Here is a 26972-nt window from a genome sequence, read left to right on the forward strand (position 1 = left end):
CGCCAGCTGATGCGCCAGTTGATCCGATCCGCTGGCCCAGACCCGCGCCCCACACGCCGGTTGATCCCGGTGACGCTGGGTGCCGTGCGGTGGGCCGGGAACCGGCTGATGCCGCCGTATGCCGCCGTCGGCCTCCTCTCCGCCTCCTCCTCCTCCTCATCGCCGCCCCCTCCCCATGCCGCATCCTCCTCCGGCCGCTCCTCCTGGGCGGGGCAAGCGGGGAGCCGGCGCGCAGATGTGCTCGCCCTCTTGACGTGGCGGCTTCGGCCCGTCATATTCGACGCGTTCCTCAGGGAGCCCCCGGTCCGGGGGGCGTCGAGAGCCGTGCGTCCGCGTGCGGGCTCGAGGTCGCAGCGCAACGCAGCCAGTCACATCCGCGCTCGGCCGACTCCGCCTCTTGACCCGGTTGGACAAGCCTGTCCTCCTACGGTAGGCTGAGCCTTTGCGCTGCCCATGCGCTCCACTCGCCGCCCTCCACGCAGCTCCTTCGGCGTGTCCGGGCCCGGGAGCCGGGTGCCTGGCAGCGGAGACGAAGATTCGAGAAAAGGCCCGTGGAAGGACCCTCCTTGGCTGCCGCGCGTACTGCGACGAACATGTCCACCGCTTCGACCCCCTCCGGTCGTCTGTCCTTCGCGAGGATTCGCGAACCACTCGAGGTCCCTGACCTCCTGGCCCTCCAGACGGAAAGCTTCGACTGGCTGCTCGGCAACGAGCGCTGGCAGGCCCGTGTCGCCTTGGCCAAGGCCGAGGGGCGTACCGACGTCCCCGACCGCTCCGGCCTCGAGGAGATCTTCGAGGAGATCTCTCCCATCGAGGACTTCAGCGGCTCCATGTCCCTGTCCTTCCGGGACCACCGGTTCGAGGAGACGCGCAAGTCGATCGAGGCGTGCAAGGAGCGCGACCAGACCTACGACGCGCCCCTCTTCGTCACGGCCGAGTTCATGAACACCGTCACGGGCGAGATCAAGAGCCAGACGGTCTTCATGGGCGACTTCCCCCTCATGACCGAGCGCGGGACCTTCATCATCAACGGCACCGAGCGCGTCGTCGTCAGCCAGCTGGTGCGCAGCCCCGGCGTCTACTTCGAGCGCACGCCGGACAAGACGTCCGACAAGGACATCTACACGGCCAAGATCATCCCGAGCCGCGGCGCCTGGCTCGAGTTCGAGATCGACAAGCGCGACATGGTCGGCGTCCGCGTGGACCGCAAGCGCAAGCAGTCCGTCACCGTGCTGCTCAAGGCCCTCGGATGGACCGAGGCCCAGATCCTCGAGGAGTTCGGCGACTACGAGTCGATGCGCCTCACCCTGGAGAAGGACCACACCTCCGACCAGGACGACGCGCTGCTCGACATCTACCGCAAGCTGCGCCCCGGCGAGCCGCCCACCAAGGAGGCCGCGCAGACGCTGCTCGACAACCTCTACTTCAACCCCAAGCGCTACGACCTGGCCAAGGTCGGTCGCTACAAGGTGAACAAGAAGCTGGGGCTCGACGCGAGCATCAACGACTCGACCCTCGGCGTCGACGACATCGTGGCCACGATCAAGTTCATCGTCGCCCTGCACGACGGGCGTGAGTCGATCAAGGGCGTCAAGAACGCCGAGGAGATCGACGTCCGCGTCGAGGTCGACGACATCGACCACTTCGGCAACCGCCGGCTCCGCTCGGTCGGCGAGCTCATCCAGAACCAGGTCCGCACCGGCCTGTCCCGGATGGAGCGCGTCGTCCGTGAGCGCATGACGACCCAGGACGTCGAGGCGATCACCCCGCAGACCCTGATCAACATCCGCCCCGTGGTGGCCTCGATCAAGGAGTTCTTCGGCACCTCGCAGCTCTCGCAGTTCATGGACCAGAACAACCCGCTCGCGGGTCTGACCCACAAGCGGCGCCTGTCCGCGCTGGGCCCCGGCGGCATCTCGCGTGACCGCGCGCAGATGGAGGTCCGCGACGTCCACCACTCGCACTACGGCCGCATGTGCCCGATCGAGACCCCCGAGGGCCCGAACATCGGCCTCATCGGCTCGCTCGCGTCCTACGGGCGGATCAACGCCTTCGGCTTCATCGAGACGCCGTACCGCAAGGTCACCGGCGGTGTCGTCACGGACGAGATCCATTACCTGTCGGCCGACGAGGAGGACAAGTTCGTCGTGGCCCAGGCCAACGCGGCCGTGGACCGCGACGGACGCTTCGTCGACGACCGCGTCCTCGTGCGCACCAAGGGCGGCGAGGTCGAGCTCGTCCCCGGCGACGAGGTGGACTACATGGACGTCTCCCCCCGCCAGATGGTCTCCGCGGCGACCGCCATGATCCCCTTCCTCGAGCACGACGACGCCAACCGGGCCCTCATGGGCGCCAACATGCAGCGGCAGGCGGTGCCGCTCGTCAAGAGCGAGGCCCCGCTCGTCGGCACCGGCATGGAGTTCCGCGCCGCGCTCGACTCCGGTGACGTCGTGCGCGCCGACAAGGCCGGCGTGGTCCAGGAGGTCTCCGCCGACCTCGTCACGGTGGCCAACGACGACGGCACCTACCAGACGTACCGGATCGCCAAGTTCTCCCGCTCCAACCAGGGGACGAGCTACAACCAGGTCGTCGTCGTCAACGAGGGCGACCGGCTCGAGGCCGGCGGAGTCATCGCCGACGGCCCCGCCACCGACGGTGGCGAGATGGCGCTCGGGCGCAACCTGCTCGTCGCCTTCATGTCGTGGGAGGGCCACAACTACGAGGACGCGATCATCCTCAGCCAGCGCCTCGTCCAGGACGACGTCCTCTCCTCGATCCACATCGAGGAGCACGAGGTCGACGCCCGCGACACCAAGCTCGGGCCCGAGGAGATCACCCGGGACAGCCCGAACGTCTCCGAGGACGTCCTCGCCGACCTCGACGAGCGCGGCATCATCCGCGTCGGCGCCGAGGTGCGCGACGGCGACCTGCTGGTCGGCAAGGTGACTCCCAAGGGCGAGACCGAGCTGACCCCCGAGGAGCGCCTGCTGCGCGCCATCTTCGGGGAGAAGGCCCGCGAGGTCCGGGACACGTCGCTCAAGGTGCCGCACGGCGAGACCGGCACGGTCATCGGCGTCAAGGAGTTCCGCGCCGACCTCGGTGACGACCTGCCGCCGGGCGTCAACCAGCTCGTGCGGGTCTACGTCGCCAACAAGCGCAAGATCACCGACGGTGACAAGCTCGCCGGCCGGCACGGCAACAAGGGCGTCATCTCCAAGATCCTGCCGGTCGAGGACATGCCGTTCCTCGAGGACGGCACGCCGGTGGACGTCGTGCTCAACCCGCACGGCGTGCCGCGCCGCATGAACCTCGGCCAGATCCTCGAGCTGCACCTCGGCTGGGCCGCCTCCCGCGGCTGGAAGATCGAGGGCAACCCGGAGTGGGCCGGCCAGATCCCGGCCGACGCGCACCAGGCGCCGGCGGGCTCACGCGTGGCGACGCCGGTCTTCGACGGCGCCTCCGAGGACGTCGTGACCGGCCTGCTCGACTCGACCCTTCCCACCCGCGACGGGGTCCGCCTCGTCGACGGCTCGGGCAAGACGCGCCTGTTCGACGGCCGCTCCGGCGAGCCGTTCCCGGAGCCGGTCGCGGTCGGCTACATGTACATCCTCAAGCTGCACCACCTCGTCGACGACAAGATCCACGCCCGCTCGACGGGTCCCTACTCGATGATCACCCAGCAGCCCCTCGGCGGTAAGGCCCAGTTCGGCGGCCAGCGCTTCGGTGAGATGGAGGTCTGGGCGCTCGAGGCGTACGGCGCGGCCTACACGCTCCAGGAGCTGCTGACGATCAAGTCCGACGACGTGCCGGGCCGCGTCAAGGTCTACGAGGCGATCGTCAAGGGCGAGAACATCCCCGACTCGGGCATCCCGGAGTCGTTCAAGGTGCTGCTCAAGGAGATGCAGTCGCTGTGTCTCAACGTCGAGGTCCTCAGCTCCGACGGCACGACGATCGAGATGAAGGAGTCCGACGAGGAGGTCTTCCGCGCGGCGGAGGAGCTCGGCATCGACCTGAGCCGGCGCGAGCCGTCCAGCGTCGAAGAGGTCTGACCAGACCCCACATCAGGGCGGCGCGTATGCCGCTGGGCCAGCTCAGCGGCATACGTGGACTGCCAGTCAGACCACTTGAGACTTAACGAGAGTTACGAGAGAAGGAACCACGTGCTCGACGTCAACTTCTTCGACGAGCTGCGCATCGGCCTCGCCACCGCGGACGACATCCGCCAGTGGAGCCACGGCGAGGTCAAGAAGCCGGAGACCATCAACTACCGCACCCTCAAGCCGGAGAAGGAGGGCCTGTTCTGCGAGCGCATCTTCGGTCCCACCCGGGACTGGGAGTGCAACTGCGGCAAGTACAAGCGGGTCCGCTTCAAGGGCATCATCTGTGAGCGCTGTGGCGTCGAGGTCACCCGCGCCAAGGTGCGCCGCGAGCGGATGGGCCACATCGAGCTCGCCGCGCCGGTCACCCACATCTGGTACTTCAAGGGCGTCCCGTCGCGCCTGGGCTACCTGCTCGACCTCGCGCCGAAGGACCTCGAGAAGGTCATCTACTTCGCGGCCTACATGATCACGTCCGTCGACGAGGAGCAGCGGCACGCCGACCTGCCCTCCCTCGAGGCGCAGATCCAGGTCGAGAAGAAGGAGATCGAGAATCGCCGCGACGTCGACGTCAACGCGCGGGCCCAGAGGCTCGAGAAGGACCTGGCGGAGCTCGAGGGCGAGGGCGCCAAGGCCGACGCCAAGCGCAAGGTCCGCGACTCCGCCGAGCGGGAGATGAACCAGCTCCGCAAGCGCGCCGACCAGCAGGTCGAGCGGCTCGAGCAGGTCTGGGACCGCTTCAAGAACCTCAAGGTCCAGGACCTCGAGGGCGACGAGATCCTCTACCGCGAGATGCGCGACCGCTTCGGCCTGTACTTCGAGGGCGGGATGGGTGCCGCGGCGATCCAGAAGCGCCTCGAGTCCTTCGACCTCGAGGCCGAGGCGGCGATGCTCCAGGAGATCATCGCGACCGGCAAGGGCCAGAAGAAGACCCGCGCCATCAAGCGCCTCAAGGTCGTCACGGCCTTCCAGACCACGCGCAACCACCCCACGGGCATGGTCCTCGACGCGGTGCCGGTCATCCCGCCGGACCTGCGGCCCATGGTCCAGCTCGACGGCGGCCGCTTCGCGACGTCGGACCTCAACGACCTCTACCGCCGCGTCATCAACCGCAACAACCGCCTCAAGCGGCTGCTCGACCTCGGCGCGCCGGAGATCATCGTCAACAACGAGAAGCGGATGCTCCAGGAGGCCGTTGACAGCCTCTTCGACAACGGCCGCCGTGGTCGCCCGGTCACCGGACCCGGCAACCGGCCGCTGAAGTCGCTGTCCGACATGCTCAAGGGCAAGCAGGGGCGGTTCCGCCAGAACCTGCTCGGCAAGCGCGTCGACTACTCCGGCCGCTCGGTCATCGTCGTCGGCCCGCAGCTGAAGCTGCACCAGTGCGGCCTGCCCAAGCAGATGGCGCTGGAGCTGTTCAAGCCCTTCGTGATGAAGCGGCTGGTCGACCTCGACCACGCGCAGAACATCAAGTCCGCCAAGCGGATGGTCGAGCGCGCCCGGCCCATCGTGTGGGACGTCCTCGAGGAGGTCATCACCGAGCACCCGGTGCTGCTCAACCGAGCCCCGACCCTGCACAGGCTGGGTATCCAGGCCTTCGAGCCGCAGCTCGTCGAGGGCAAGGCCATCCAGATCCACCCGCTCGTCTGCTCGGCCTTCAACGCCGACTTCGACGGTGACCAGATGGCCGTGCACGTCCCGCTGTCCGCCGAGGCGCAGGCCGAGGCGCGCATCCTCATGCTGTCGAGCAACAACATCCTCAAGCCCGCCGACGGCCGTCCCGTCACGATGCCGACCCAGGACATGATCACCGGCATCTTCCACCTCACCGACGCCGTCGACGGCGGCGGGCTCGGGGCGGGCCGGGCCTTCACGTCCCCGGCGGAGGCGCGGATGGCCTACGACCGCGGCGAGATCCAGATCGGCTCGATGATCCGCCTGCGGCTCACTGACGCGGTGCCGCCGGCCGGCCTCGAGCTGCCCGAGGGCGTCGAGCCGGGTCCGGACGGGCTCGTCCCGAGCCTCACGCTCGAGACGACGCTCGGCCGCGCCATCTTCAACGACACGCTGCCGGTGGACTACCCGTTCATCAACAAGGCCGTCGACCGCAAGGCCCTGTCCGCCATCGTCAACGACCTCGCCGAGCGCTACTCCAAGGTGCAGGTCGCGGCATCCCTCGACGCCCTGAAGGAGGCCGGGTTCCACTGGTCCACCCGCTCGGGCTCCACCGTCTCGATCTCGGACGTCACGACGCCGGGGAACAAGACGGAGATCCTCGAGGGCTACGAGAGCAAGGCCGCCAAGGTCCAGACGCAGTACGAACGGGGTCTGATCACCGACGACGAGCGTCGTCAGGAGCTCGTCGAGATCTGGACCCAGGCGTCCAACCAGGTCGCCAAGGAGATGGAGCTCAACTTCCCGCGCACCAACCCCATCTACCGGATGGTGTCCTCGGGTGCGGGTGGCAACTGGTTCCAGATCCGCCAGATCGCCGGCATGCGTGGCCTCATGGCCAACCCGAAGGGTGAGATCATCCCGCGCCCCATCAAGGCCAACTTCCGCGAGGGCCTGTCCGTGCTGGAGTTCTTCATCTCCACGCACGGTGCCCGCAAGGGCCTGGCCGACACGGCGCTGCGCACGGCGGACTCGGGCTACCTCACGCGCCGTCTCGTCGACGTGTCGCAGGACGTCATCATCCGCGAGGAGGACTGCGGCACCGAGCGCGGCCTCAAGCTGCCGATCGCGACGATCAACGACGTGACCGGCGCGCGGACCCTGAGCGACGCCGTCGAGGCCTCGATCTACGCCCGCACGCTGGTCGAGGACGTCGAGGTCGACGGAGAGGTCCTCGCCGAGGCCGGGATCGACCTTGGTGACGTCGTCATCCAGCGGCTCTTCGACGCTGGGGTCAACGAGGTGCGGATCCGCTCGGTGCTCACCTGCGACAGCAAGGTCGGCACGTGTGCGATGTGCTACGGCCGGTCCCTGGCGACGGGCAAGCTCGTCGACATCGGCGAGGCCGTCGGCATCATCGCGGCGCAGTCGATCGGCGAGCCCGGCACGCAGCTGACCATGCGCACCTTCCACACGGGTGGCGCGGCCGCCGCCGACGACATCACCCAGGGTCTGCCGCGTGTCGTCGAGCTCTTCGAGGCCCGCACCCCCAAGGGGGTGGCCCCGATCGCCGAGGCCACCGGCCGGGTCACGATCGAGGACACCGACAAGGCCCGTCGCATCCTGCTCACGCCGGACGACGGCTCCGAGGAGCACGCGTACCCCGTCTCCAAGCGGTCGCGCCTGCTCGTAGTCGACGGTGACCACGTGGAGGTCGGCACCAAGCTCGTGCAGGGGGCGATCGACCCCAAGCAGGTGCTGCGCATCCTCGGCCCGCGCGCCGCGCAGAAGCACCTCGTCGACGAGGTGCAGCGCGTCTACCGCCAGCAGGGTGTGTCGATCCACGACAAGCACATCGAGGTCATCGTCCGGCAGATGCTGCGTCGGGTGACGGTCATCGAGGCCGGTGACGCCGACCTGCTCCCCGGGGAGCTGGCCGAGCGGGGCCGGTTCGAGACCGAGAACATGCGGGTCCTCGCCGAGGGCGGCAAGACGGCCTCGGGTCGCCCGGAGCTCATGGGCATCACCAAGGCGTCCCTCGCGACCGAGTCGTGGCTCTCGGCGGCCTCCTTCCAGGAGACGACCCGGGTGCTCACGCAGGCCGCCATGGAGGCCAAGTCCGACCCGCTGCTCGGCCTCAAGGAGAACGTCATCCTCGGCAAGCTCATCCCCGCCGGGACGGGCCTGCCGCGCTACCGCAACATCGCGGTGGAGCCGACCGAGGAGGCCAAGGCCGCGATGTACTCGCTGCCGAGCTACGACTCGTACGACTACGCGAGCTTCGGCTCGGGCACCGGCGAGGCGGTCCGGCTCGACGACGAGGCGCTGGGGCTCGACCAGTTCTGAGCCACCCCCGTATGCCGATCGGCTCGGTCCGCGCGTCTGGCGCGGGCCGGGCCGATCGGCGTCTCGTCGGCGCCTCCCACCTCCGTGGTCACGCCCCTGCCCGGCCTGGCCGCACCAGCCTCTAGGCTGCCGCCATGAGCGAAGCCATCGACGCGACGCCGGCGCCCGCGGTCGTCGTGCTCACGGAGGAAGCCCTGCGGCCCGTCGACGTCGAGAGGATCGTCTCCCTGCACGCGGACGAGGGTGCGACCTACCGCGTCCTCGTGCCGGCGGACACGAGCCGGAACATGCTGGTGTCCTTCCTTGACCATCTCAGCCTCTTCAAGATGCGTGAGGCGCTCGAGTCGCTCACCCCGGTCGACCGCGAGGGGGCGCACGCCGACGCGCGGACGGCGCTCGAGACGACGCTCGCCGAGTTCGAGAGGCACGGCGCCGCCGCGACGGGGGAGATCACGCCGGACGACCCGATGCCGACGCTCGAGGACGAGGTCCGCCGGCTGTCCGCCCGCGAAGTCGTCGTGGTGACCGAGCCGCACGCCGTCGAGGACACCTTCCACACGGACTGGGCCTCGCGGGCCCGGGAGACGTTGGGCCTGCCGGTGCTGCACATGTATGCCGGCGACTGGCGGCTCGGCTGATCCACGACCGCGCGGCTCGACCGAGCCGTCCCCCTCCCGGTCGAGTGGCCACTTTCGTGCGGGGGTGGGTGTGCGCAAGTGGCCACTCGACGCGGGGGCGACGCGGGGGCGACGTGGGGGACCTGGTGGAGGCCGTGATTTGGTCGGCACCCATGGCGCCGGTATCGTTGACCTCTGTGTGTGAGGCCTGCCCTGCGTGGCGTCGCACACACGTGCGATGACGGCTCCGGTGCCCTGCCCCCTTCGCGGGTGGCATCACCGAACTGCCAGAGCGATCCTCTTGCCGGGCAAACCACACGCGTGCCTCCGGGCGCCCGCGGTGGGGAGTGCAGGGAAGAGCACCGCCCCCTCCGTGGGACACACCCGACCGCGGGGGTGGGCGAACAGCCAAGGAGTCGGTCCGCCGGACCGGCGAAGACAGCAACGTACGGAGACACTCGGTTGCCTACCATCAACCAGCTGGTCCGCAAGGGCCGCCAGGACAAGGCCAGCAAGGCCAAGACCCCGGCGCTGAAGGGCTCGCCCCAGCGCCGCGGCGTGTGCACGCGCGTGTACACCACCACCCCCAAGAAGCCGAACTCTGCCCTGCGGAAGGTCGCTCGCGTGCGCCTGTCCAGTGGCATCGAGGTCACGGCATACATCCCGGGCGTCGGCCACAACCTGCAGGAGCACTCGATCGTGCTCGTGCGAGGCGGCCGTGTGAAGGACCTTCCCGGTGTCCGCTACAAGATCATCCGCGGCACGCTCGACACGCAGGGCGTGAAGAACCGCAAGCAGGCGCGTAGCCGCTACGGCGCGAAGAAGGAGAAGGCCTGATGCCTCGTAAGGGACCCGCTCCGAAGCGTCCGCTGGTCGTCGACCCCGTCTACGCCAGCCCGCTGGTGACCCAGCTCGTCAACAAGATCCTCCTCGACGGCAAGAAGTCGATCGCCGAGACCATCGTCTACGGCGCCCTCGAGGGTGCCCGCCAGAAGACCGGCACCGACCCCGTCGCGACGCTCAAGCGCGCGCTCGACAACGTCAAGCCGGCCATGGAGGTCAAGTCCCGCCGCGTCGGCGGCGCCACCTACCAGGTGCCGATCGAGGTCAAGCCGGGCCGCTCCACGACGCTCGCCCTGCGGTGGCTCGTCGGCTACGCCCGCCAGCGGCGCGAGAAGACGATGACCGAGCGCCTCATGAACGAGATCCTCGACGCGAGCAACGGCCTCGGGGCCGCGGTCAAGCGCCGTGAGGACACCCACAAGATGGCCGAGTCCAACAAGGCCTTCGCGCACTACCGCTGGTGACGGCGACCGGCCGGTTGGCACGCCGCCGGCCGGCCGGGTCCGCGAGGCGCGCCGAGCGGCATACGCCTCCTACCGGGCGGCAGGCTCGCCCAGCGCACTTCGCTACCGAACTTCCGCTACAGACTGAGATGAGACAACTGACGTGGCACTCGACGTCCTGACGGACCTCAAGAAGGTCCGCAACATCGGCATCATGGCGCACATCGACGCCGGCAAGACGACGACGACGGAGCGCATCCTCTTCTACACCGGGGTCAACCGGAAGATCGGGGAGACGCACGACGGCGCGTCCACGACCGACTGGATGGAGCAGGAGAAGGAGCGCGGCATCACGATCACGTCCGCCGCGGTCACGAGCTTCTGGAACGGCACCCAGATCAACATCATCGACACCCCCGGCCACGTCGACTTCACCGTCGAGGTCGAGCGGTCGCTGCGCGTCCTCGACGGCGCGGTCGCCGTCTTCGACGGCAAGGAGGGCGTCGAGCCGCAGTCCGAGACCGTGTGGCGGCAGGCGGACAAGTACGACGTGCCCCGCGTCTGCTTCGTCAACAAGATGGACAAGCTCGGTGCGGACTTCTACTTCACCGTGCAGACGATCAAGGACCGCCTCGGCGCGGAGCCGCTCGTCATCCAGCTGCCGATCGGCGCCGAGAACGACTTCGTCGGCGTCGTCGACCTCATCGAGATGCGCGCGCTCGTGTGGCCCGGCGACGCCAAGGGCGACGTGACCATGGGCGCGAAGTACGAGGTGCAGGAGATCCCGGCCGACCTGCAGGAGCAGGCCGAGGAGTACCGGCATACCCTCGTCGAGCGCGTCGCCGAGTCCGACGACGACCTCATGGAGAAGTACCTCGGCGGCGAGGAGCTCACCGTGGAGGAGATCAAGGGCGCGATCCGCAAGCTCACCGTCTCGTCCGAGCTCTACCCCGTCCTGTGCGGCTCGGCCTTCAAGAACCGCGGCGTCCAGCCGATGCTCGACGCGGTCGTCGACTTCCTCCCCTCGCCCCTCGACGTGCCGCCCATGATCGGCCACAAGCCGGGTCACGAGGACGTCGAGATGACGCGCAAGCCGAGCGTCGACGAGCCGTTCTCGGCGCTGGCGTTCAAGGTCGCGGCGCACCCGTTCTTCGGCACGCTCACCTTCATCCGCGTCTACTCCGGGCGCGTCTCCTCCGGCACCCAGGTCATCAACTCGACCAAGGGCAAGAAGGAGCGCATCGGCAAGCTGTTCCAGATGCACGCCAACAAGGAGAACCCCGTCGACGAGGCCCTCGCCGGCCACATCTACGCGGCCATCGGCCTCAAGGACACGACGACGGGCGACACGCTCTCGGACATCGCGGACCCCATCGTCCTCGAGTCCATGACCTTCCCCGCGCCGGTCATCCAGGTCGCCATCGAGCCCAAGACCAAGGGCGACCAGGAGAAGCTCTCCATGGCCATCCAGAAGCTCTCCGCCGAGGACCCGACCTTCCAGGTCCACCTCGACGAGGACACCGGCCAGACGATCATCGCGGGCATGGGCGAGCTGCACCTCGACATCCTCGTCGACCGGATGAAGCGCGAGTTCAAGGTCGAGGCCAACGTCGGCAAGCCGCAGGTGGCCTACCGCGAGACGATCCGTCGCCCGGTGGAGAAGTACGACTACACCCACAAGAAGCAGACCGGCGGCTCCGGCCAGTTCGCCAAGGTGCAGGTCACCATCGAGCCCCTCGGCGAGACCGAGGACGGCGCGATGTACGAGTTCGTCAACGCCGTCACCGGTGGCCGCATCCCACGCGAGTACATCCCGTCCGTCGACGCCGGCATCCAGGACGCCATGCAGTACGGCGTGCTCGCGGGCTACCCGCTCGTCGGGATCAAGGCCACGCTCGTCGACGGTGCCTACCACGACGTCGACTCCTCGGAGATGGCGTTCAAGATCGCCGGTTCCATGGTGCTCAAGGAGGCCGTCCGCAAGGCCGACCCCGTCCTGCTCGAGCCGATGATGGCCGTCGAGGTGCGCACCCCCGAGGACTACATGGGCGACGTCATCGGCGACATCAACTCGCGCCGCGGACACATCCAGGCCATGGAGGACATCAGCGGCGCCAAGGTCGTGCGCGGCCTCGTCCCGCTGTCGGAGATGTTCGGCTACGTCGGGGACCTGCGCTCCAAGACCCAGGGGCGCGCCAGCTACTCGATGGAGTTCGACTCCTACGCAGAGGTCCCCAAGGCGGTTGCCGAGGAGATCGTCAAGAAAACCCGCGGCGAGTGACGACGGGGCATCCCGTAGTCTCTTCCGAGGAACCAATCCCAATCGCGCCACGTCCTGCCCTGGTCGTACGGCGTTTTCACTAGAGAGTCCTGAGGAGGACCACAGTGGCGAAGGCAAAGTTCGAGCGGACTAAGCCGCACGTCAACATCGGCACCATCGGTCACATCGACCACGGTAAGACGACGCTGACGGCAGCTATTTCCAAGGTCCTGCACGACAAGTACCCGGACCTCAACCCGCAGTTCGCGTTCGAGGACATCGACAAGGCTCCCGAGGAGCGTCAGCGCGGCATCACGATCTCGATCGCCCACATCGAGTACCAGACCGAGAGCCGCCACTACGCGCACGTCGACTGCCCGGGTCACGCTGACTACGTCAAGAACATGATCACCGGGGCGGCCCAGATGGACGGCGCGATCCTCGTCGTCGCGGCCACCGACGGCCCGATGCCGCAGACCAAGGAGCACGTCCTCCTGGCGCGCCAGGTCGGCGTCCCCTACATCGTCGTGGCGCTGAACAAGGCCGACATGGTCGACGACGAGGAGATCCTCGAGCTCGTCGAGATGGAGGTCCGTGAGCTGCTCTCGTCCTACGAGTTCCCCGGCGACGACCTGCCCGTGGTCAAGGTCTCCGCGCTCAAGGCGCTCGAGGGCGACCCGGAGTGGGGCAAGTCGGTCCTCGACCTCATGGACGCGGTGGACAACTTCATCCCGGAGCCGGAGCGCGACATCGACAAGCCGTTCCTCATGCCCGTCGAGGACGTCTTCACGATCACCGGCCGCGGCACCGTGGTCACCGGCCGCATCGAGCGCGGTGTCCTCAAGGTCAACGAGGAGGTCGAGATCGTCGGCATCCACACCGGCGCCCCGACCAAGACCACCGTCACCGGTGTCGAGATGTTCCGCAAGCTCCTCGACGAGGGTCGCGCGGGTGAGAACGTCGGCCTGCTCCTTCGTGGCGTCAAGCGCGAGGACGTCGAGCGCGGCCAGGTCGTGTGCAAGCCGGGCTCCATCACCCCGCACACCGAGTTCGAGGCGCAGGTCTACATCCTGTCCAAGGACGAGGGCGGCCGGCACACGCCGTTCTACGACAACTACCGTCCGCAGTTCTACTTCCGCACCACGGACGTGACGGGTGTCGTCCACCTGCCCGAGGGCACCGAGATGGTCATGCCCGGCGACAACACCGACATGCGCGTCGAGCTGATCCAGCCGATCGCCATGGAGGAGGGCCTGAAGTTCGCCATCCGCGAGGGTGGTCGCACCGTGGGCGCCGGTCGCGTCACGAAGATCCTCAAGTGAGCTGACGCAACACCCTCGAAAGGCCCGCACCACTTCTGGTGCGGGCCTTTCGTCGTCCCGCCCCACGCCCGCTGCACGCGCGCACCCTGTCGGCACGCGCGCACACCGTGACCTGCGCGTATGCCGTGCCGGTGCGCGCGTGCGGCATACAGGCGGGTATGCCGTGCCCGGGCAGGACGGGGCGACCCGAGGCGCCGCGGGTAGGGTCGGGAGCCATGCCGCACTCGTTCGCCGACCTCTTCGACGCCGACTCCGAGGCCCAGGGCCTGATCGACTTCGTCGACGCCGCGCCCAGCCCGTTCCATGCCTGCGTCCAGGCCGCGGCGCGGCTCGCGGACGGTGGCTTCACCGAGATCGGGGAGCCCGAGCCCTTCCCGACGACCCCCGGGCGCCACTTCCTGCGCCGCGGCGGCTCGCTGGTCGCCTGGGACACGACCGGGGCGCACGGCTCGGCTCGTGGGGCCGGCCCGGCGACGCCGTTCCGCGTCGTCGGGGCCCATACCGACAGCCCCAACCTGCGGATCAAGCCCCGCCCCGACCACGTCAGCGCCGGCTGGCAGATGCTCGGGGTGGAGCCCTATGGCTCGCCCCTGCTGAACTCGTGGCTCGACCGCGACCTGGGTCTGGCCGGCCGGGTCGCGGTGCGCACGGCCGGCGGGGTCGAGGGCCGGCTTCTGCACGACACGGACCCGGTGCTGCGGGTGGCCCAGCTGGCCATCCACCTCGACCGCAGCGCCAACGACGAGCTCACCCTCAACAAGCAGCAGCACCTCGTGCCGCTCTGGGGCGTCGGGGACCAGCCGGGCGACGTCCGGGCCTACCTCGCCGCGCGCGTCGGCGCCGAGTCCGCCGACGTCCTGGCGTGGGACCTCATGACCTACCCCACGGAGCCGTCGGCCCGGATCGGGCGCGAGCGCGACCTCATCGCCGCGCCCCGCCTCGACAACCTCGCCACCTCGTATGCCGGTGTGCGGGCCCTGCTCGCCGCCGTCGAGGCGGAGCCGCCGCATGTGCCGGTCCTCGTCCTCTTCGACCACGAGGAGGTGGGCAGCACCTCCGAGCGGGGCGCCATGTCGACGCTGCTGCCATCGGTCCTCGAGCGGATCGTGTCGGCCGCGGGGGGCAGCCGGGAGGACTACTGGCGCGCCCTCGCCGGCACGGTCATCGCCTCCGGCGACATGGCCCACGCCACGCATCCGAACTACCCCGAGCGCCATGAGCCGTTGCACCGGATCGCGGTCAACGCCGGCCCGGTGCTCAAGGTCAACGTCAACCTCCGCTACGCCACCGACTCCCTCGGGGCAGCCGCCTTCCTCGAGGCGTGCGAGCAGGCGCAGGTGCCGGTGCAGACCTTCGTCTCCCGCAGCGACCTGCCGTGCGGCTCGACGGTCGGGCCGACGACGGCCGCGCTCACGGGCGCGACGACGGTCGACTTCGGCGCCCCGATGCTCTCGATGCACAGCGCCAGGGAGCTGTGCGGCGCGCACGACCCCGCGATGTATGCCGCCGCCCTCAGCGCCTTCCTCGCGCCCGCCTGAGGACCACGCCCGCCAGCAGATCAGCCGGCCGACGCCGGGCAGCCGAAGGCCGATTTGATCGGCCTTCGGCCCTCTGGCACTATTGACCAGTTGCCTGTCGCGCGTCGCTGACCCATGTCGGCGTCGCCGCCCCTCGTACGCAGCACCGGACTGGCTCGGGACGATCCCCGAGCGAGGCCCGAGGGAAGCGCAGGCCACCCGGTTCGGCCGGGCACTCCAACGGAATGTGCCACCACGTCGGTGCGCGCCTTCCGCCGCGAAGCGGGCGCGACACGCCCGACCTCGGGGGTCGGAGGCCAAGGGAACCGGCTCGGAAGAGTTCGGCGAGAGAGAGACGTACCTCAGATGGCGGGACAGAAGATCCGCATCCGCTTGAAGTCGTATGACCACGAGGTCATCGACAACTCGGCGCGCAAGATCGTTGACACGGTGACGCGTGCCGGGGCCACCGTGGTGGGCCCGGTCCCGCTCCCGACGGAGAAGAACGTCTTCGTCGTCATCCGGTCGCCGCACAAGTACAAGGACAGCCGCGAGCACTTCGAGATGCGCACGCACAAGCGCCTCATCGACATCATCGACCCGACGCCGAAGGCCGTCGACTCGCTGATGCGTCTCGACCTGCCGGCGGACGTCAACATCGAGATCAAGCTCTGAGGCGGTTGATCATGACTGTTGCCCCCACCATCTCGAACAAGGTCCTCAAGGGCGTGCTCGGGGAGAAGCTCGGCATGACCCAGGTGTGGGACGCCGACAACCGACTCGTCCCCGTCACGGTCGTGCAGGCCGGTCCGTGCGTCGTGACCCAGGTGCGCGACGTCGAGACCGACGGCTACTCCGCCGTGCAGATCGCCTTCGGCGCCATCGACCCGCGCAAGGTCAACAAGCCGATGACCGGCCACTTCGAGCGGGCCGGCGTCACGCCGCGCCGCCACCTCGTCGAGCTGCGGACGGCCGACGCGGCCGACTACGCGCTCGGCCAGGAGATCACCGCCGAGGTGTTCGAGGCCGGCCAGCGCGTCGACGCGACGGGCACGACCAAGGGCAAGGGCTTCGCCGGCGTCATGAAGCGGCACGGCTTCGCCGGCGTGTCCTCCTCGCACGGCGCCCACAAGAACCACCGCAAGCCGGGGTCCATCGGCGGCTGCTCCACGCCGGGCCGTGTCTTCAAGGGCATGCGCATGGCCGGCCGCATGGGTGGCGTGCGCCAGACGACCCAGAACCTCACGATCCACGCCGTTGACGCCGACAAGGGCCTGCTGCTCATCAAGGGTGCCGTTCCTGGCCCCCGCGGCGGCATCGTCCTGATCCGCACGGCCGCGAAGGGTGCATGAACGACATGGCCACGACTCCGCAGAACCTGCCTGCCGACATCTTCGATGTCCAGACCAACGTCCCCCTGATCCACCAGGTCGTGGTGGCCCAGCTCGCGGCGGCCCGCCAGGGCACCCACGCGACCAAGACGCGCGGCGAGGTCCGCGGCGGCGGGGCCAAGCCCTACCGCCAGAAGGGCACCGGCCGGGCGCGCCAGGGCTCGACCCGGGCGCCCCAGTTCACCGGCGGTGGCACCGTGCACGGCCCGCAGCCGCGCGACTACGCGCAGCGCACCCCCAAGAAGATGAAGGCCGCCGCCCTGCGCGGGGCCCTGTCCGACCGGGCACGCCACGGCCGCATCCACGTCGTCGAGCAGATCGTCACAGGCGAGCTGCCCTCGACGAAGCAGGCGGTGGCGCTCCTTGGGGGCCTCACCGACCGCAAGAACCTGCTCGTCGTCATCGAGCGCGGTGACGACGTGGCGCTGAAGTCGGTCCGCAACATCGACAACGTCCACGTTCTCGTCGCGGACCAGCTCAACACCTACGACGTGCTCTGCGCCGACGACATCGTCTTCACCCAGGCCGCGCTCGACGCCTTCGTCGCGGGCCCGGTCAAGCGTGACAAGGGCGCCGCCACCGACCCGACGGCTGCCGCCAAGGAGGACTCGAAGTGAGCATCCACGCCAAGGACCCCCGCGACATCCTGATCGCGCCGGTCGTCTCCGAGAAGTCGTACGGGCTGCTCGACGAAGGCAAGTACACCTTCATCGTCGACCCCCGCTCCAACAAGACGGAGATCAAGATCGCGATCGAGCAGATCTGGGCCGTCAAGGTCGACTCGGTGCACACGCTGAACCGCCCGGGCAAGACCCGCCGGACCCGCTTCGGCATCGGCAAGCGCAAGGACACCAAGCGTGCGATCGTCACCCTCCGCGAGGGCTCGATCGACATCTTCGGTGCGGGCGCCTGAGATCGACGCAGAGAAACTGAGGCCATAAAGACATGGGTATCCGTAAGTACAAGCCGACCACGCCGGGCCGTCGCGGCTCGTCGGTCGCCGACTTCGTCGAGATCACGCGTTCCACCCCGGAGAAGTCGCTCGTGCGGCCGCTCGCCAAGTCCGGTGGGCGCAACAACGCCGGCCGGATCACGACCCGCCACATCGGCGGCGGCCACAAGCGCGCCTACCGCGTCATCGACTTCCGTCGCCACGACAAGGACGGCGTGCCGGCCAAGGTCGCGCACATCGAGTACGACCCCAACCGCACGGCTCGCATCGCGCTCGTGCAGTACGCAGACGGCGAGAAGCGCTACATCCTCGCGCCCAACCGGCTGCGCCAGGGCGACCCGATCGAGAACGGCCCCGCCGCCGACATCAAGCCGGGCAACGCGCTGCCGTTGCGCAACATCCCCGTCGGCACCGTCGTCCACGCCATCGAGCTCAAGCCGGGGGGTGGCGCGAAGATCGCTCGCTCCGCGGGCGCCCGGGTCCAGCTCGTCGCCAAGGAGGGTCCCCACGCGCAGCTGCGTATGCCGTCGGGCGAGATCCGCAACGTCGACGCGCGCTGCCGCGCGACGGTGGGGGAGGTCGGCAACGCCGAGCAGAGCAACATCAACTGGGGCAAGGCCGGGCGCATGCGCTGGAAGGGCAAGCGCCCCACGGTCCGTGGTGTCGCCATGAACCCGGTCGACCACCCGCACGGTGGTGGTGAGGGGAAGACCTCCGGTGGTCGTCACCCCGTCAGCCCGTGGGGTCAGGCCGAGGGCCGGACCCGCAAGGGACACAAGGAAAGCGACAAGCTCATCGTGCGTCGCCGCCGGACTGGCAAGAAGCGCTGATAAGGAGCCTCAAGGAATGCCTCGTAGCCTGAAGAAGGGCCCCTTCATCGACGACCACCTCCAGAAGAAGGTGGACGCCCAGAACGAAGCGGGCACGAAGAACGTCATCAAGACCTGGTCCCGCCGGTCGGTGATCAGCCCCGACATGCTCGGCCACACCTTCGCCGTGCACGACGGCCGCAAGCACGTCCCGGTGTTCGTCACCGAGTCGATGGTCGGCCACAAGCTGGGCGAGTTCGCGCCGACGCGCACGTTCCGCGGTCACGTGAAGGACGACAAGAAGGGTCGTCGTCGCTGATGGCCACCGCAACCACCTCACCCGCCGGCAAGGAAGACGTCATGGAAGCCAAGGCCTCGGCGCGGCACGTCCGCGTCAGCCCCCAGAAGGCCCGCCGGGTCGTGGACCTCATCCGCGGCAAGGCCGCCACCGACGCCGTCACGGTCCTGCGCTTCGCGCCCCAGGCTGCGTCGGAGCCGGTCAAGAAGGTCGTCGAGAGCGCCATCGCCAACGCGCGTGTCAAGGCCGACCGCGAGTCGGCCGCGTTCGACGAGCGCGAGCTCGTCATCACCGCCGCGTTCGTCGACGAGGGCCCGACCATGAAGCGGTTCCGCCCGCGGGCCCAGGGCCGCGCCGGCCGGATCAACAAGCGCACGAGCCACATCACGGTCGTCGTGTCCCAGCTCGACAACCCCCGCACGTCCAACCGAAAGGGAGGTCGCTGACCATGGGCCAGAAGGTCAACCCCACCGGCTTCCGTCTCGGCATCACCACGGACCACAAGAGCCGCTGGTTCGCCGACTCCACCAAGACGGGTCAGCGGTATCGCGACTACGTCAAGGAGGACGTCGCGATCCGGCGCCTCATGGAGAAGGGGATGGAGCGCGCCGGCATCGCCAAGGTCGAGATCGAGCGCACCCGTGACCGCGTCCGCGTCGACATCCACACGGCACGGCCGGGCATCGTCATCGGGCGCCGCGGCGCCGAGGCCGACCGCATCCGCGGCGAGCTGGAGAAGCTGACCGGCAAGCAGGTCCAGCTCAACATCCTCGAGGTCAAGAATCCCGAGATCGACTCGCAGCTCGTGGCCCAGGGCATCGCCGAGCAGCTCTCGGCCCGCGTGTCCTTCCGTCGCGCGATGCGTAAGGGCATGCAGTCGGCCACCCGCGCCGGAGCCAAGGGCATCCGGGTGCAGGTCTCGGGTCGCCTCAACGGCGCCGAGATGAGCCGCACCGAGTTCTACCGGGAGGGTCGGGTGCCCCTGCACACGTTGCGGGCGCAGATCGACTACGGCTTCTACGAGGCCCGCACGACGTTCGGGCGCATCGGCGTCAAGGTGTGGATCTACAAGGGCGACGTCACCGCCAAGGAGCTCGCCGCCCAGCAGGCCGCCGCCCCGCGGCCGTCCCGTGGACCGCGCCGCGACGGCGGTGACCGGCCGGGCCGCGCCCGCCGCGGTGACCGCCCCGACCTCGGCAGCGCCTCGGCAGCGGCCGGCACCGAGACTGCGGGGACGTCCGCTGTGACGTCCACTGTGACCGGTGCAGCGGCTGCCGAGGCTCCCGCGTCCGCCGCTACCCAGAATGAGCAGGCCTGACCATGTTGATTCCCCGTCGAGTCAAGCACCGCAAGCAGCACCACCCCGACCGTCACGGACCGGCCAAGGGCGGCACCAGGATCTCCTTCGGTGAGTACGGCATCCAGGCCCTGGAGCCGGCCTACATCACCAACCGGCAGATCGAGTCCGCCCGTATCGCGATGACCCGCTACATCAAGCGTGGCGGCAAGGTGTGGATCAACATCTACCCAGACCGTCCGCTCACCAAGAAGCCGGCCGAGACCCGCATGGGCTCCGGCAAGGGCTCCCCGGAGTGGTGGATCGCCAACGTCAAGCCGGGCCGCGTCATGTTCGAGCTGTCGGGCGTGAGCGAGTCGGTGGCCCGCGAGGCGATGCGCCTTGCCATGCACAAGCTCCCGATGAAGTGCCGCTTCATCCAGCGTGAGGGTGGTGACATCTGATGGCAGTCGGAACCAAGGACCTGGCGCCCGAGCAGCTGCGTGGTCTGGACGACGCGAGGCTCGCCGACGAGCTGAAGAAGGCCAAGGAGGAGCTGTTCAACCTGCGCTTCCAGTCGGCCACCGGCCAGCTGGACAACCATGGCCGGCTCCGGGCGGTCAAGAAGGACATCGCGCGGATCTACACCGAGATGCGTGAGCGCGAGCTCGGCATCGGGTCCGCGCCGGCCCAGCCCGCGGGCGAGGCGGCCGCCGCCGCGACCGGCGAGGGCGCGAAGGCGCAGGAGGAGCAGGTATGAGCGAGCAGGAGAACGTCAGCGTGACCGAAGGCACCCCAGGCGCCGCCCCCGCTGCGGCGCCCGGGCAGACCGAGCGCCGCTACCGCAAGTCCCGTCAGGGCTACGTGGTGAGCGACAAGATGGACAAGACCGTCGTGGTCGAGGTCGAGGACCGCGTCAAGCACGCCCTCTACGGCAAGGTCATCCGCCACACGAGCAAGGTCAAGGCGCACGACGAGAACAACGAGGCCGGCATCGGCGACCGCGTGCTCATCATGGAGACGCGGCCGCTCTCCGCGACCAAGCACTGGCGCCTCGTCGAGATCCTCGAGAAGGCCAAGTAGCACATGGGGGTTCGGCCCTGGCGGCCCTGCCCCCCCGTGCACCCCGAACTACCCGCGTGGCCGGAATGCCGGACCAGTGGCATTGCGTATGCCGCTGGCATGGCTCGCGGAGACCACATCCCCATCCAGTTCGGCAAGGCTTACGAGCAAGGAGATCGCGCTGAACGCGAATTCTTTGCTCGTGAGAACCGGCACGACGACAGGAGTTAGACAGTGATCCAGCAGGAGTCGCGACTGCGCGTCGCCGACAACACCGGTGCCAAGGAGCTCCTTTGCATCCGGGTTCTCGGCGGGTCGGGCCGTCGGTACGCCGGCATCGGCGACACGATCGTCGCCACCGTCAAGGACGCCATCCCTGGCGGCAACGTCAAGAAGGGCGACGTCGTCAAGGCGGTCATCGTCCGCACGGTCAAGGAGCGTCGCCGCGTCGACGGTTCCTACATCAAGTTCGACGAGAACGCCGCGGTCATCCTCAAGGGTGACGGCGACCCGCGAGGTACCCGAATCTTCGGCCCGGTGGGCCGGGAGCTGCGCGAGAAGAAGTTCATGAAGATCATCTCGCTGGCGCCGGAGGTGCTGTGAGCATGGCCAAGAGCACCGGAAAGACACCCGTGAAGATGAAGATCAAGAAGGGTGACCTCGTCCAGGTCATCTCCGGCCGCAGCCAGAAGAACGGCGGCGACCGGGGCAAGCAGGGCAAGGTCATCGCGGTCTACCCGGAGACCCAGCGGGTGCTGGTCGAGGGCATCAACCGCGTCACCAAGCACGTCAAGGCCGGCGCCACGGCCCGCGGCACGCGCACCGGCGGCCTGACCCACACCGAGGCGGCGATCCACGTGAGCAACGTGGCCGTCGTCGACCCGGAGTCGAAGAAGCCCACCCGCGTCAGGACGCGGGTCGAGACCGTCGAGCGGAACGGGCGCCAGAAGGCGACCCGCGTGCGCGTCGCGGTCGCATCGGACAAGGACCTCTGAGCATGACCGAAACGATCACCCAGCCCGGCACGCGGACCAAGCCGCGTCTGAAGCAGCGCTACCAGGACGAGATCAAGGCCGCGCTGCAGCAGCAGTTCGGCCACGCCAACGTCATGCAGGTGCCCGGCGTCGTCAAGGTCGTCGTCAACATGGGTGTCGGTGACGCCGCCAAGGACAGCAAGCTCATCGAGGGCGCCGTGCGCGACCTCACGGCCATCACCGGCCAGAAGCCGGTGGTGACCCGGGCGCGCAAGTCCATCGCCCAGTTCAAGCTCCGCGAGGGTATGCCGATCGGCGCGCACACGACGCTGCGCGGCGACCGCATGTGGGAGTTCCTCGACCGTCTCGTGACGATCGCGCTCCCGCGCATCCGCGACTTCCGCGGCCTGTCGCCCAAGCAGTTCGACGGGCGTGGCAACTACACGTTCGGCCTGAACGAGCAGTCGATGTTCCATGAGATCGACCAGGACAAGATCGACCGCGTCCGCGGCATGGACATCACCGTGGTCACCACGGCCACCACCGATGACGAGGGTCGCGCGCTGCTGCGGGCGCTCGGCTTCCCCTTCAAGGAGAACTGACCATGGCGAAGACCGCGCTGATCAACAAGGCGAACCGGAAGCCGAAGTTCCAGGTGCGCGCCTACACCCGCTGCCAGAAGTGCGGCCGCCCGCACTCGGTGTACCGCAAGTTCGGCCTCTGCCGGATCTGCCTTCGCGAGATGGCACACGCCGGCGAGCTGCCGGGCGTGACCAAGAGCTCCTGGTAAGCACCACCTTTTCCACCTTCGACAACACCTCGACAACACCTCGGCACCGTAGGTCGGCCACAGCGGCATACCGCCACCCGGCGGGTGCCGGGTCGAAACCCCGGTGAGGAAGGGCAGAAGCCCACATGACCATGACTGACCCGATCGCGGACATGCTGACCCGCGTCCGGAACGCCAACTCGGCGCACCACGACGTCGTCTCCATGCCGTACTCGAAGCTCAAGAAGAACATCGCCGAGATCCTCCAGGCCGAGGGCTACATCGCCTCGTGGCGGGTCGAGGAGGCCACGGTCGGTCAGACGCTGACCATCGACCTCAAGTACGGCCCCAACCGGGAGCGCTCCATCGCCGGTGTGCGCCGGGTGAGCAAGCCGGGCCTGCGCGTCTACGCCAAGTCCACCAACCTGCCCAGGGTGCTCGGTGGCCTCGGCGTGGCGATCCTCTCGACGTCGTCCGGGCTGCTGACGGACCGTCAGGCACACGAGAAGGGCGTGGGTGGGGAAGTCCTCGCCTACGTCTGGTAAGGAGACCTTCGACATGTCGCGAATCGGACGACTTCCCGTCTCCATCCCGTCGGGCGTGGACATCACGGTCGACGGCCGGGACGTCGCGGTGAAGGGCCCCAAGGGCCAGCTCACCCTGACCGTCCCGGAGCCGATCACCCTCGAGAAGGGCGACGACGCCGTGCAGGTGCAGCGTCCTGACGACGAGCGAGCCTCGCGGTCGCTGCACGGGCTGACCCGCTCGCTCCTGCACAACATGGTCCTCGGGGTCACCGAGGGCTACGAGAAGAAGATGGAGATCTACGGCACGGGCTACCGCGTCGTGGCGAAGGGCTCGGACCTCGAGTTCTCGCTCGGGTACTCCCACCCGATCCTCATTCGGCCCCCAGAGGGCATCTCGTTCGCCGTCGAGGCGCCGACCCGCTTCTCGGTGCAGGGCATCGACAAGCAGCTCGTCGGCGAGGTCGCGGCCAACATCCGCAAGCTGCGCAAGCCCGACCCGTACAAGGGCAAGGGAGTTCGGTATGCCGGCGAGCAGATCCGTCGCAAGGTTGGAAAGGCCGGTAAGTAACCCATGGCTATGATCATCAAGCGCGGCAAGAGCAAGGCCGCCGCCCGGATCCGCCGCCAGGTGCGCGGTCGCAAGAAGATCGCCGGCACGACGGCCCGCCCCCGTCTCGTGGTCTCGCGCTCCACGCGGCACCTGTTCGTCCAGGTCGTCGACGACACGGTCGGCAAGACGGTCGCGTCGGCGTCCACGATGGAGGCCGACCTGCGCGCCTTCGACGGTGACAAGACGGCCAAGGCCAAGCGGGTCGGCGAGCTGGTGGCCGCCCGCGCCAAGGACGCCGGCGTCGAGGCGGTCGTGTTCGACCGCGGCGGCAACAAGTACCACGGTCGCGTCGCGGCCATCGCCGAGGGCGCGCGTGAAGGTGGGCTGTCCCTGTGACGAACATCGAGACCGCAACCGCGTCGTTTTCGAAGATGTCGTTTTCTGAGATGAGGAACATCTGATGCCCGGACAGCAGCGTCGAGGCACCGGCACCGGAACGGGTCCCGCCACCGAGCGCGGGGACCGGGGCGACCGCCGTGGCGGCCGTGACAACCGGGACGGCCGGGACGCCGAGAAGAGCCAGTACGTCGAGCGGGTCGTGACGATCAACCGCGTCGCCAAGGTCGTCAAGGGTGGACGTCGCTTCAGCTTCACCGCCCTCGTCGTCGTCGGTGACGGCGACGGCACGGTCGGCGTCGGCTACGGCAAGGCCAAGGAGGTGCCCGCGGCGATCGCCAAGGGCGTCGAGGAGGCGAAGAAGAGCTTCTTCAAGGTGCCCCGCATCCAGGGCACCATCCCGCACCCCGTCCAGGGTGAGGCCGCCGCCGGCGTCGTCCTGCTCCGCCCCGCCTCGCCCGGTACCGGTGTCATCGCCGGGGGCCCGGTCCGCGCGGTCCTGGAGTGCGCGGGCATCCACGACGTCCTGTCCAAGTCGCTCGGCTCGGACAACGCCATCAACATCGTGCACGCCACGGCCCAGGCGCTTCGCGACCTGGAGCAGCCGGAAGCCGTCGCGGCCCGCCGCGGCAAGTCGCTCGAGGACGTGGCCCCGGCCGCGATGCTCCGGGCCCGCGCCGCCGGTATCGCCGAGGCCCGCGCGGCCGAGAAGGCGGGTGCGTGATGGCCCGTCTCAAGGTGACCCAGACCCGTTCCGAGATCGGTGGCAAGCAGAACCAGCGCGACACGCTGCGCAGCCTCGGTCTGAAGCGCATTGGCGACGTCGTCGTCAAGGAGGACCGTCCCGAGATCCGCGGGATGGTCAAGACGGTGACCCACCTCGTCACCGTCGAGGAGGTGGACTGATCATGACCGACACCAACGCAGAGTCGACCAAGGGCACCGAGGGCTCCGCGCTCAAGGTGCACCACCTGCGGCCGGCACCCGGCGCCAAGACCCCCAAGACCCGCGTGGGTCGCGGTGAGGGCTCCAAGGGCAAGACGGCCGGCCGTGGCACCAAGGGGACGAAGTCCCGCTACCAGGTGTCGGAGCGGTTCGAAGGTGGCGCGATGCCGATGCACATGCGTCTGCCCAAGCTGCGCGGCTTCAAGAACCCGTTCCGCACCGAGTACCAGGTCGTGAACCTCGACCGCCTGCAGGTCCTCTTTCCCGAGGGTGGTGCGGTCTCCGTCGAGGCCCTCGTGGCCAGTGGCGCGGTCCGCCGGGGCCATCCCGTCAAGGTGCTCGGCACCGGGGAGATCTCCGTGCCGGTGCAGGTCGAGGCGCACAAGTTCTCGGCCTCGGCCAAGGAGAAGATCGAGGCCGCCGGCGGTTCCGTCACGGCGCTCGCCGCAGGCGAGTGACCCGACCGGAGCCTCGGTGACGAAGCGCCCCGGGCGCCCGTCCGCTCGACCGACCCAGGTCGGTCGTCGCGGTCGGGTGCCCGGGGCGCCTCACGTCGTGCGTTAACCTTCAGCGGATCGCAGAACAAGGCCACGCCGTCCGCGTGGCGCTCAGGAGGACCCAGTGCTCGCCGCTTTCGCCCGCGCGTTCCGAACCCCGGACCTGCGCAAGAAGCTGCTCTTCACGCTCGGCATCGTGGCCCTCTTCCGGCTCGGCTCGCACGTGCCGACGCCAGGCATCAGCTACAACCTCGTCCAGAACTGCCTCGCGCAGAGCAAGGCGACCGGTGGCAGCGACCAGAGCGGCTTCCTCAACCTCGCCAACCTCTTCAGCGGCGGCGCGCTGCTGCAGCTGTCGGTGTTCGCGCTCGGAATCATGCCCTACATCACGGCGAGCATCATCGTGCAGCTGCTCACCGTCGTCATCCCGCGCTTCGAGGCCCTCAAGGAGGAGGGCCAGGCCGGCCAGTCGAAGCTCACGCAGTACTCCCGCTACCTGACGATCGGGCTGGCGGTCCTGCAGTCCGCGACCCTCGTGACCTTCGCGCGCAACCCGTCCAGCCTCTTCGGCGGCGGGTGCGACCGGATCCTCACGGACACCTCCACCGTGACGATCCTCATCATGGTGCTCACCATGACGGCCGGCACCGGCCTGATCATGTGGTTCGGCGAGCTCATCACCGACCGGGGCGTCGGCAACGGGATGTCGCTGCTCATCTTCACCTCGATCGCCGCGGGCTTCCCCGGGTCCCTGTGGTCGATCAAGGAGAACAAGGGCTGGGGAACCTTCCTCGGCATCCTCATCATGGGCATCTTCGTCATCGCCGCGGTCGTCTTCGTCGAGCAGTCGCAGCGGCGCATCCCGGTGCAGTACGCCAAGCGCATGGTCGGTCGCAGGATGTACGGCGGCACGTCGACCTACATCCCGCTCAAGGTCAACATGGCCGGCGTCATCCCGGTCATCTTCGCGTCGTCGCTGCTCGCCCTGCCGGGCCTCGTGGCGCAGTTCAACACGCGGGCCGACGGCAACAACGCGGCCTGGGTGCAGTGGGTGCAGGACAACCTGGTCAAGGGCGACCACCCGGTCTACATGGTCACGTACGTCGTCCTGATCCTCTTCTTCACCTTCTTCTACGTCTCGATCACCTTCAACCCCATCGAGGTGGCCGACAACATGAAGAAGTACGGCGGCTTCATCCCGGGTATCCGGGCCGGGCGACCCACGGCCGAGTACCTCAACTACGTCCTGACCCGGATCACCGTCCCGGGCGCCATCTACCTGGCGCTCATCTCCCTGATCCCGCTCATCGCGCTCGTCCTCGTCGGCGCCAACCAGAACTTCCCGTTCGGCGGCACGTCGATCCTCATCGTGGTCGGGGTCGGCCTCGAGACGGTCAAGCAGATCGAGGCCCAGCTCCAGCAGCGCCATTACGAAGGGTTCCTCCGTTGACGTCACGCCACGCAGTC

General features: G+C 68.7%; 31 protein-coding genes. 30 read left to right on the top strand and 1 reads right to left on the bottom strand.

Going from position 1 to position 26972, the window contains the following annotated elements; translation table 11 throughout:
* On the bottom strand, window positions 1-275 hold a 275-nt coding region (locus tag VFJ94_RS07545; protein WP_325003587.1), incomplete at its 3' end, for a hypothetical protein.
* A gap of 318 nt (window positions 276-593) precedes the next feature.
* Between VFJ94_RS07545 and rpoB the strand changes: the two genes are divergently transcribed.
* The 30 genes from rpoB to secY all read left to right on the top strand — a co-directional run bounded on the left by rpoB (window position 594) and on the right by secY (window position 26955).
* Window positions 594-4049, top strand: a complete 3456-nt coding sequence (gene rpoB / locus VFJ94_RS07550; RefSeq protein ID WP_414654583.1) for a DNA-directed RNA polymerase subunit beta — start codon at window positions 594-596, stop codon at window positions 4047-4049.
* Between the two features lie 111 nt (window positions 4050-4160).
* Window positions 4161-8057, top strand: a complete 3897-nt coding sequence (locus VFJ94_RS07555) for a DNA-directed RNA polymerase subunit beta' (RefSeq protein WP_325003589.1) — start codon at window positions 4161-4163, stop codon at window positions 8055-8057.
* 134 nt (window positions 8058-8191) lie between these two features.
* Window positions 8192-8695, top strand: coding sequence for a hypothetical protein (locus VFJ94_RS07560; RefSeq protein ID WP_325003590.1), 504 nt, complete (start codon window positions 8192-8194; stop codon window positions 8693-8695).
* Window positions 8696-9136: 441 nt separating this feature from the next.
* Window positions 9137-9511 carry a 30S ribosomal protein S12 gene (rpsL, locus tag VFJ94_RS07565; RefSeq protein ID WP_325003591.1) on the top strand — a complete coding sequence of 125 codons (375 nt, stop codon included), beginning with the start codon at window positions 9137-9139 and terminating at the stop codon, window positions 9509-9511.
* Window positions 9511-9981, top strand: a complete 471-nt coding sequence (gene rpsG / locus VFJ94_RS07570; protein WP_325003592.1) for a 30S ribosomal protein S7 — start codon at window positions 9511-9513, stop codon at window positions 9979-9981. Before rpsL ends, rpsG begins: the two co-directional genes overlap by 1 nt.
* Window positions 9982-10123: 142 nt before the next feature.
* On the top strand, window positions 10124-12241 hold the full coding sequence (gene fusA, locus VFJ94_RS07575; RefSeq protein WP_325003593.1) for an elongation factor G: 2118 nt from the start codon (window positions 10124-10126) through the stop codon (window positions 12239-12241).
* A 104-nt stretch (window positions 12242-12345) separates the two neighbouring features.
* Window positions 12346-13542 carry an elongation factor Tu gene (tuf, locus tag VFJ94_RS07580; RefSeq protein ID WP_325003594.1) on the top strand — a complete coding sequence of 399 codons (1197 nt, stop codon included), beginning with the start codon at window positions 12346-12348 and terminating at the stop codon, window positions 13540-13542.
* Between the two features lie 215 nt (window positions 13543-13757).
* Window positions 13758-15080, top strand: coding sequence for a M18 family aminopeptidase (locus VFJ94_RS07585; RefSeq protein WP_325003595.1), 1323 nt, complete (start codon window positions 13758-13760; stop codon window positions 15078-15080).
* Window positions 15081-15425: 345 nt separating this feature from the next.
* Window positions 15426-15734, top strand: coding sequence for a 30S ribosomal protein S10 (rpsJ, locus tag VFJ94_RS07590; protein WP_009775966.1), 309 nt, complete (start codon window positions 15426-15428; stop codon window positions 15732-15734).
* An 11-nt stretch (window positions 15735-15745) separates the two neighbouring features.
* On the top strand, window positions 15746-16411 hold the full coding sequence (gene rplC / locus VFJ94_RS07595; RefSeq protein ID WP_325003596.1) for a 50S ribosomal protein L3: 666 nt from the start codon (window positions 15746-15748) through the stop codon (window positions 16409-16411).
* Complete coding sequence (gene rplD / locus VFJ94_RS07600; protein ID WP_325003597.1) at window positions 16408-17067, top strand: 50S ribosomal protein L4; 660 nt, start codon at window positions 16408-16410, stop codon at window positions 17065-17067. The genes rplC and rplD overlap by 4 nt, the downstream gene beginning before the upstream one ends.
* Window positions 17064-17363, top strand: coding sequence for a 50S ribosomal protein L23 (rplW, locus tag VFJ94_RS07605; RefSeq protein ID WP_325003598.1), 300 nt, complete (start codon window positions 17064-17066; stop codon window positions 17361-17363). The genes rplD and rplW overlap by 4 nt, the downstream gene beginning before the upstream one ends.
* Window positions 17364-17395: 32 nt before the next feature.
* Window positions 17396-18232, top strand: a complete 837-nt coding sequence (rplB, locus tag VFJ94_RS07610) for a 50S ribosomal protein L2 (protein WP_325003599.1) — start codon at window positions 17396-17398, stop codon at window positions 18230-18232.
* A gap of 16 nt (window positions 18233-18248) precedes the next feature.
* Window positions 18249-18530 carry a 30S ribosomal protein S19 gene (rpsS, locus tag VFJ94_RS07615; protein WP_325003600.1) on the top strand — a complete coding sequence of 94 codons (282 nt, stop codon included), beginning with the start codon at window positions 18249-18251 and terminating at the stop codon, window positions 18528-18530.
* 41 nt (window positions 18531-18571) lie between these two features.
* Complete coding sequence (rplV, locus tag VFJ94_RS07620; protein ID WP_325003625.1) at window positions 18572-18955, top strand: 50S ribosomal protein L22; 384 nt, start codon at window positions 18572-18574, stop codon at window positions 18953-18955.
* 2 nt (window positions 18956-18957) lie between these two features.
* Window positions 18958-19827 (top strand): 30S ribosomal protein S3, encoded by an 870-nt coding sequence (gene rpsC / locus VFJ94_RS07625; protein ID WP_325003601.1) that lies wholly within the window; start codon window positions 18958-18960, stop codon window positions 19825-19827.
* A 2-nt stretch (window positions 19828-19829) separates the two neighbouring features.
* Entirely contained in the window at window positions 19830-20249 is a 420-nt protein-coding gene (gene rplP / locus VFJ94_RS07630) for a 50S ribosomal protein L16 (RefSeq protein WP_325003602.1), read from the top strand.
* Complete coding sequence (rpmC, locus tag VFJ94_RS07635; RefSeq protein WP_325003603.1) at window positions 20249-20545, top strand: 50S ribosomal protein L29; 297 nt, start codon at window positions 20249-20251, stop codon at window positions 20543-20545. The genes rplP and rpmC overlap by 1 nt, the downstream gene beginning before the upstream one ends.
* Complete coding sequence (rpsQ, locus tag VFJ94_RS07640) at window positions 20542-20868, top strand: 30S ribosomal protein S17 (RefSeq protein ID WP_325003604.1); 327 nt, start codon at window positions 20542-20544, stop codon at window positions 20866-20868. Before rpmC ends, rpsQ begins: the two co-directional genes overlap by 4 nt.
* Window positions 20869-21081: 213 nt before the next feature.
* Complete coding sequence (gene rplN / locus VFJ94_RS07645; protein WP_325003605.1) at window positions 21082-21450, top strand: 50S ribosomal protein L14; 369 nt, start codon at window positions 21082-21084, stop codon at window positions 21448-21450.
* A gap of 2 nt (window positions 21451-21452) precedes the next feature.
* Complete coding sequence (gene rplX, locus VFJ94_RS07650) at window positions 21453-21842, top strand: 50S ribosomal protein L24 (protein ID WP_325003606.1); 390 nt, start codon at window positions 21453-21455, stop codon at window positions 21840-21842.
* A gap of 2 nt (window positions 21843-21844) precedes the next feature.
* The gene (rplE, locus tag VFJ94_RS07655) at window positions 21845-22423 is read left to right on the top strand and encodes a 50S ribosomal protein L5 (protein ID WP_325003607.1); all 579 of its coding nucleotides are present in this window, start codon (window positions 21845-21847) and stop codon (window positions 22421-22423) included.
* Between the two features lie 2 nt (window positions 22424-22425).
* On the top strand, window positions 22426-22611 hold the full coding sequence (locus VFJ94_RS07660) for a type Z 30S ribosomal protein S14 (protein WP_325003608.1): 186 nt from the start codon (window positions 22426-22428) through the stop codon (window positions 22609-22611).
* 125 nt (window positions 22612-22736) lie between these two features.
* On the top strand, window positions 22737-23135 hold the full coding sequence (gene rpsH / locus VFJ94_RS07665) for a 30S ribosomal protein S8 (protein WP_325003609.1): 399 nt from the start codon (window positions 22737-22739) through the stop codon (window positions 23133-23135).
* A gap of 13 nt (window positions 23136-23148) precedes the next feature.
* Window positions 23149-23685: a 50S ribosomal protein L6 gene (rplF, locus tag VFJ94_RS07670; RefSeq protein ID WP_325003610.1), complete on the top strand. Its 537-nt coding sequence runs from the start codon at window positions 23149-23151 to the stop codon at window positions 23683-23685.
* Between the two features lie 3 nt (window positions 23686-23688).
* Window positions 23689-24063 (top strand): 50S ribosomal protein L18, encoded by a 375-nt coding sequence (rplR, locus tag VFJ94_RS07675; RefSeq protein WP_325003611.1) that lies wholly within the window; start codon window positions 23689-23691, stop codon window positions 24061-24063.
* A gap of 64 nt (window positions 24064-24127) precedes the next feature.
* Window positions 24128-24787, top strand: a complete 660-nt coding sequence (rpsE, locus tag VFJ94_RS07680; RefSeq protein ID WP_325003612.1) for a 30S ribosomal protein S5 — start codon at window positions 24128-24130, stop codon at window positions 24785-24787.
* Entirely contained in the window at window positions 24787-24969 is a 183-nt protein-coding gene (gene rpmD, locus VFJ94_RS07685) for a 50S ribosomal protein L30 (RefSeq protein WP_045191891.1), read from the top strand. Before rpsE ends, rpmD begins: the two co-directional genes overlap by 1 nt.
* A gap of 2 nt (window positions 24970-24971) precedes the next feature.
* The gene (gene rplO, locus VFJ94_RS07690) at window positions 24972-25466 is read left to right on the top strand and encodes a 50S ribosomal protein L15 (protein WP_325003613.1); all 495 of its coding nucleotides are present in this window, start codon (window positions 24972-24974) and stop codon (window positions 25464-25466) included.
* A 163-nt stretch (window positions 25467-25629) separates the two neighbouring features.
* Entirely contained in the window at window positions 25630-26955 is a 1326-nt protein-coding gene (gene secY, locus VFJ94_RS07695) for a preprotein translocase subunit SecY (protein ID WP_325003614.1), read from the top strand.
* Window positions 26956-26972 lie beyond the last annotated feature (17 nt).

The sequence above is a fragment of the Intrasporangium sp. genome, assembly GCF_035688975.1.
Classification (GTDB): Bacteria; Actinomycetota; Actinomycetes; order Actinomycetales; family Dermatophilaceae; genus CALMNV01.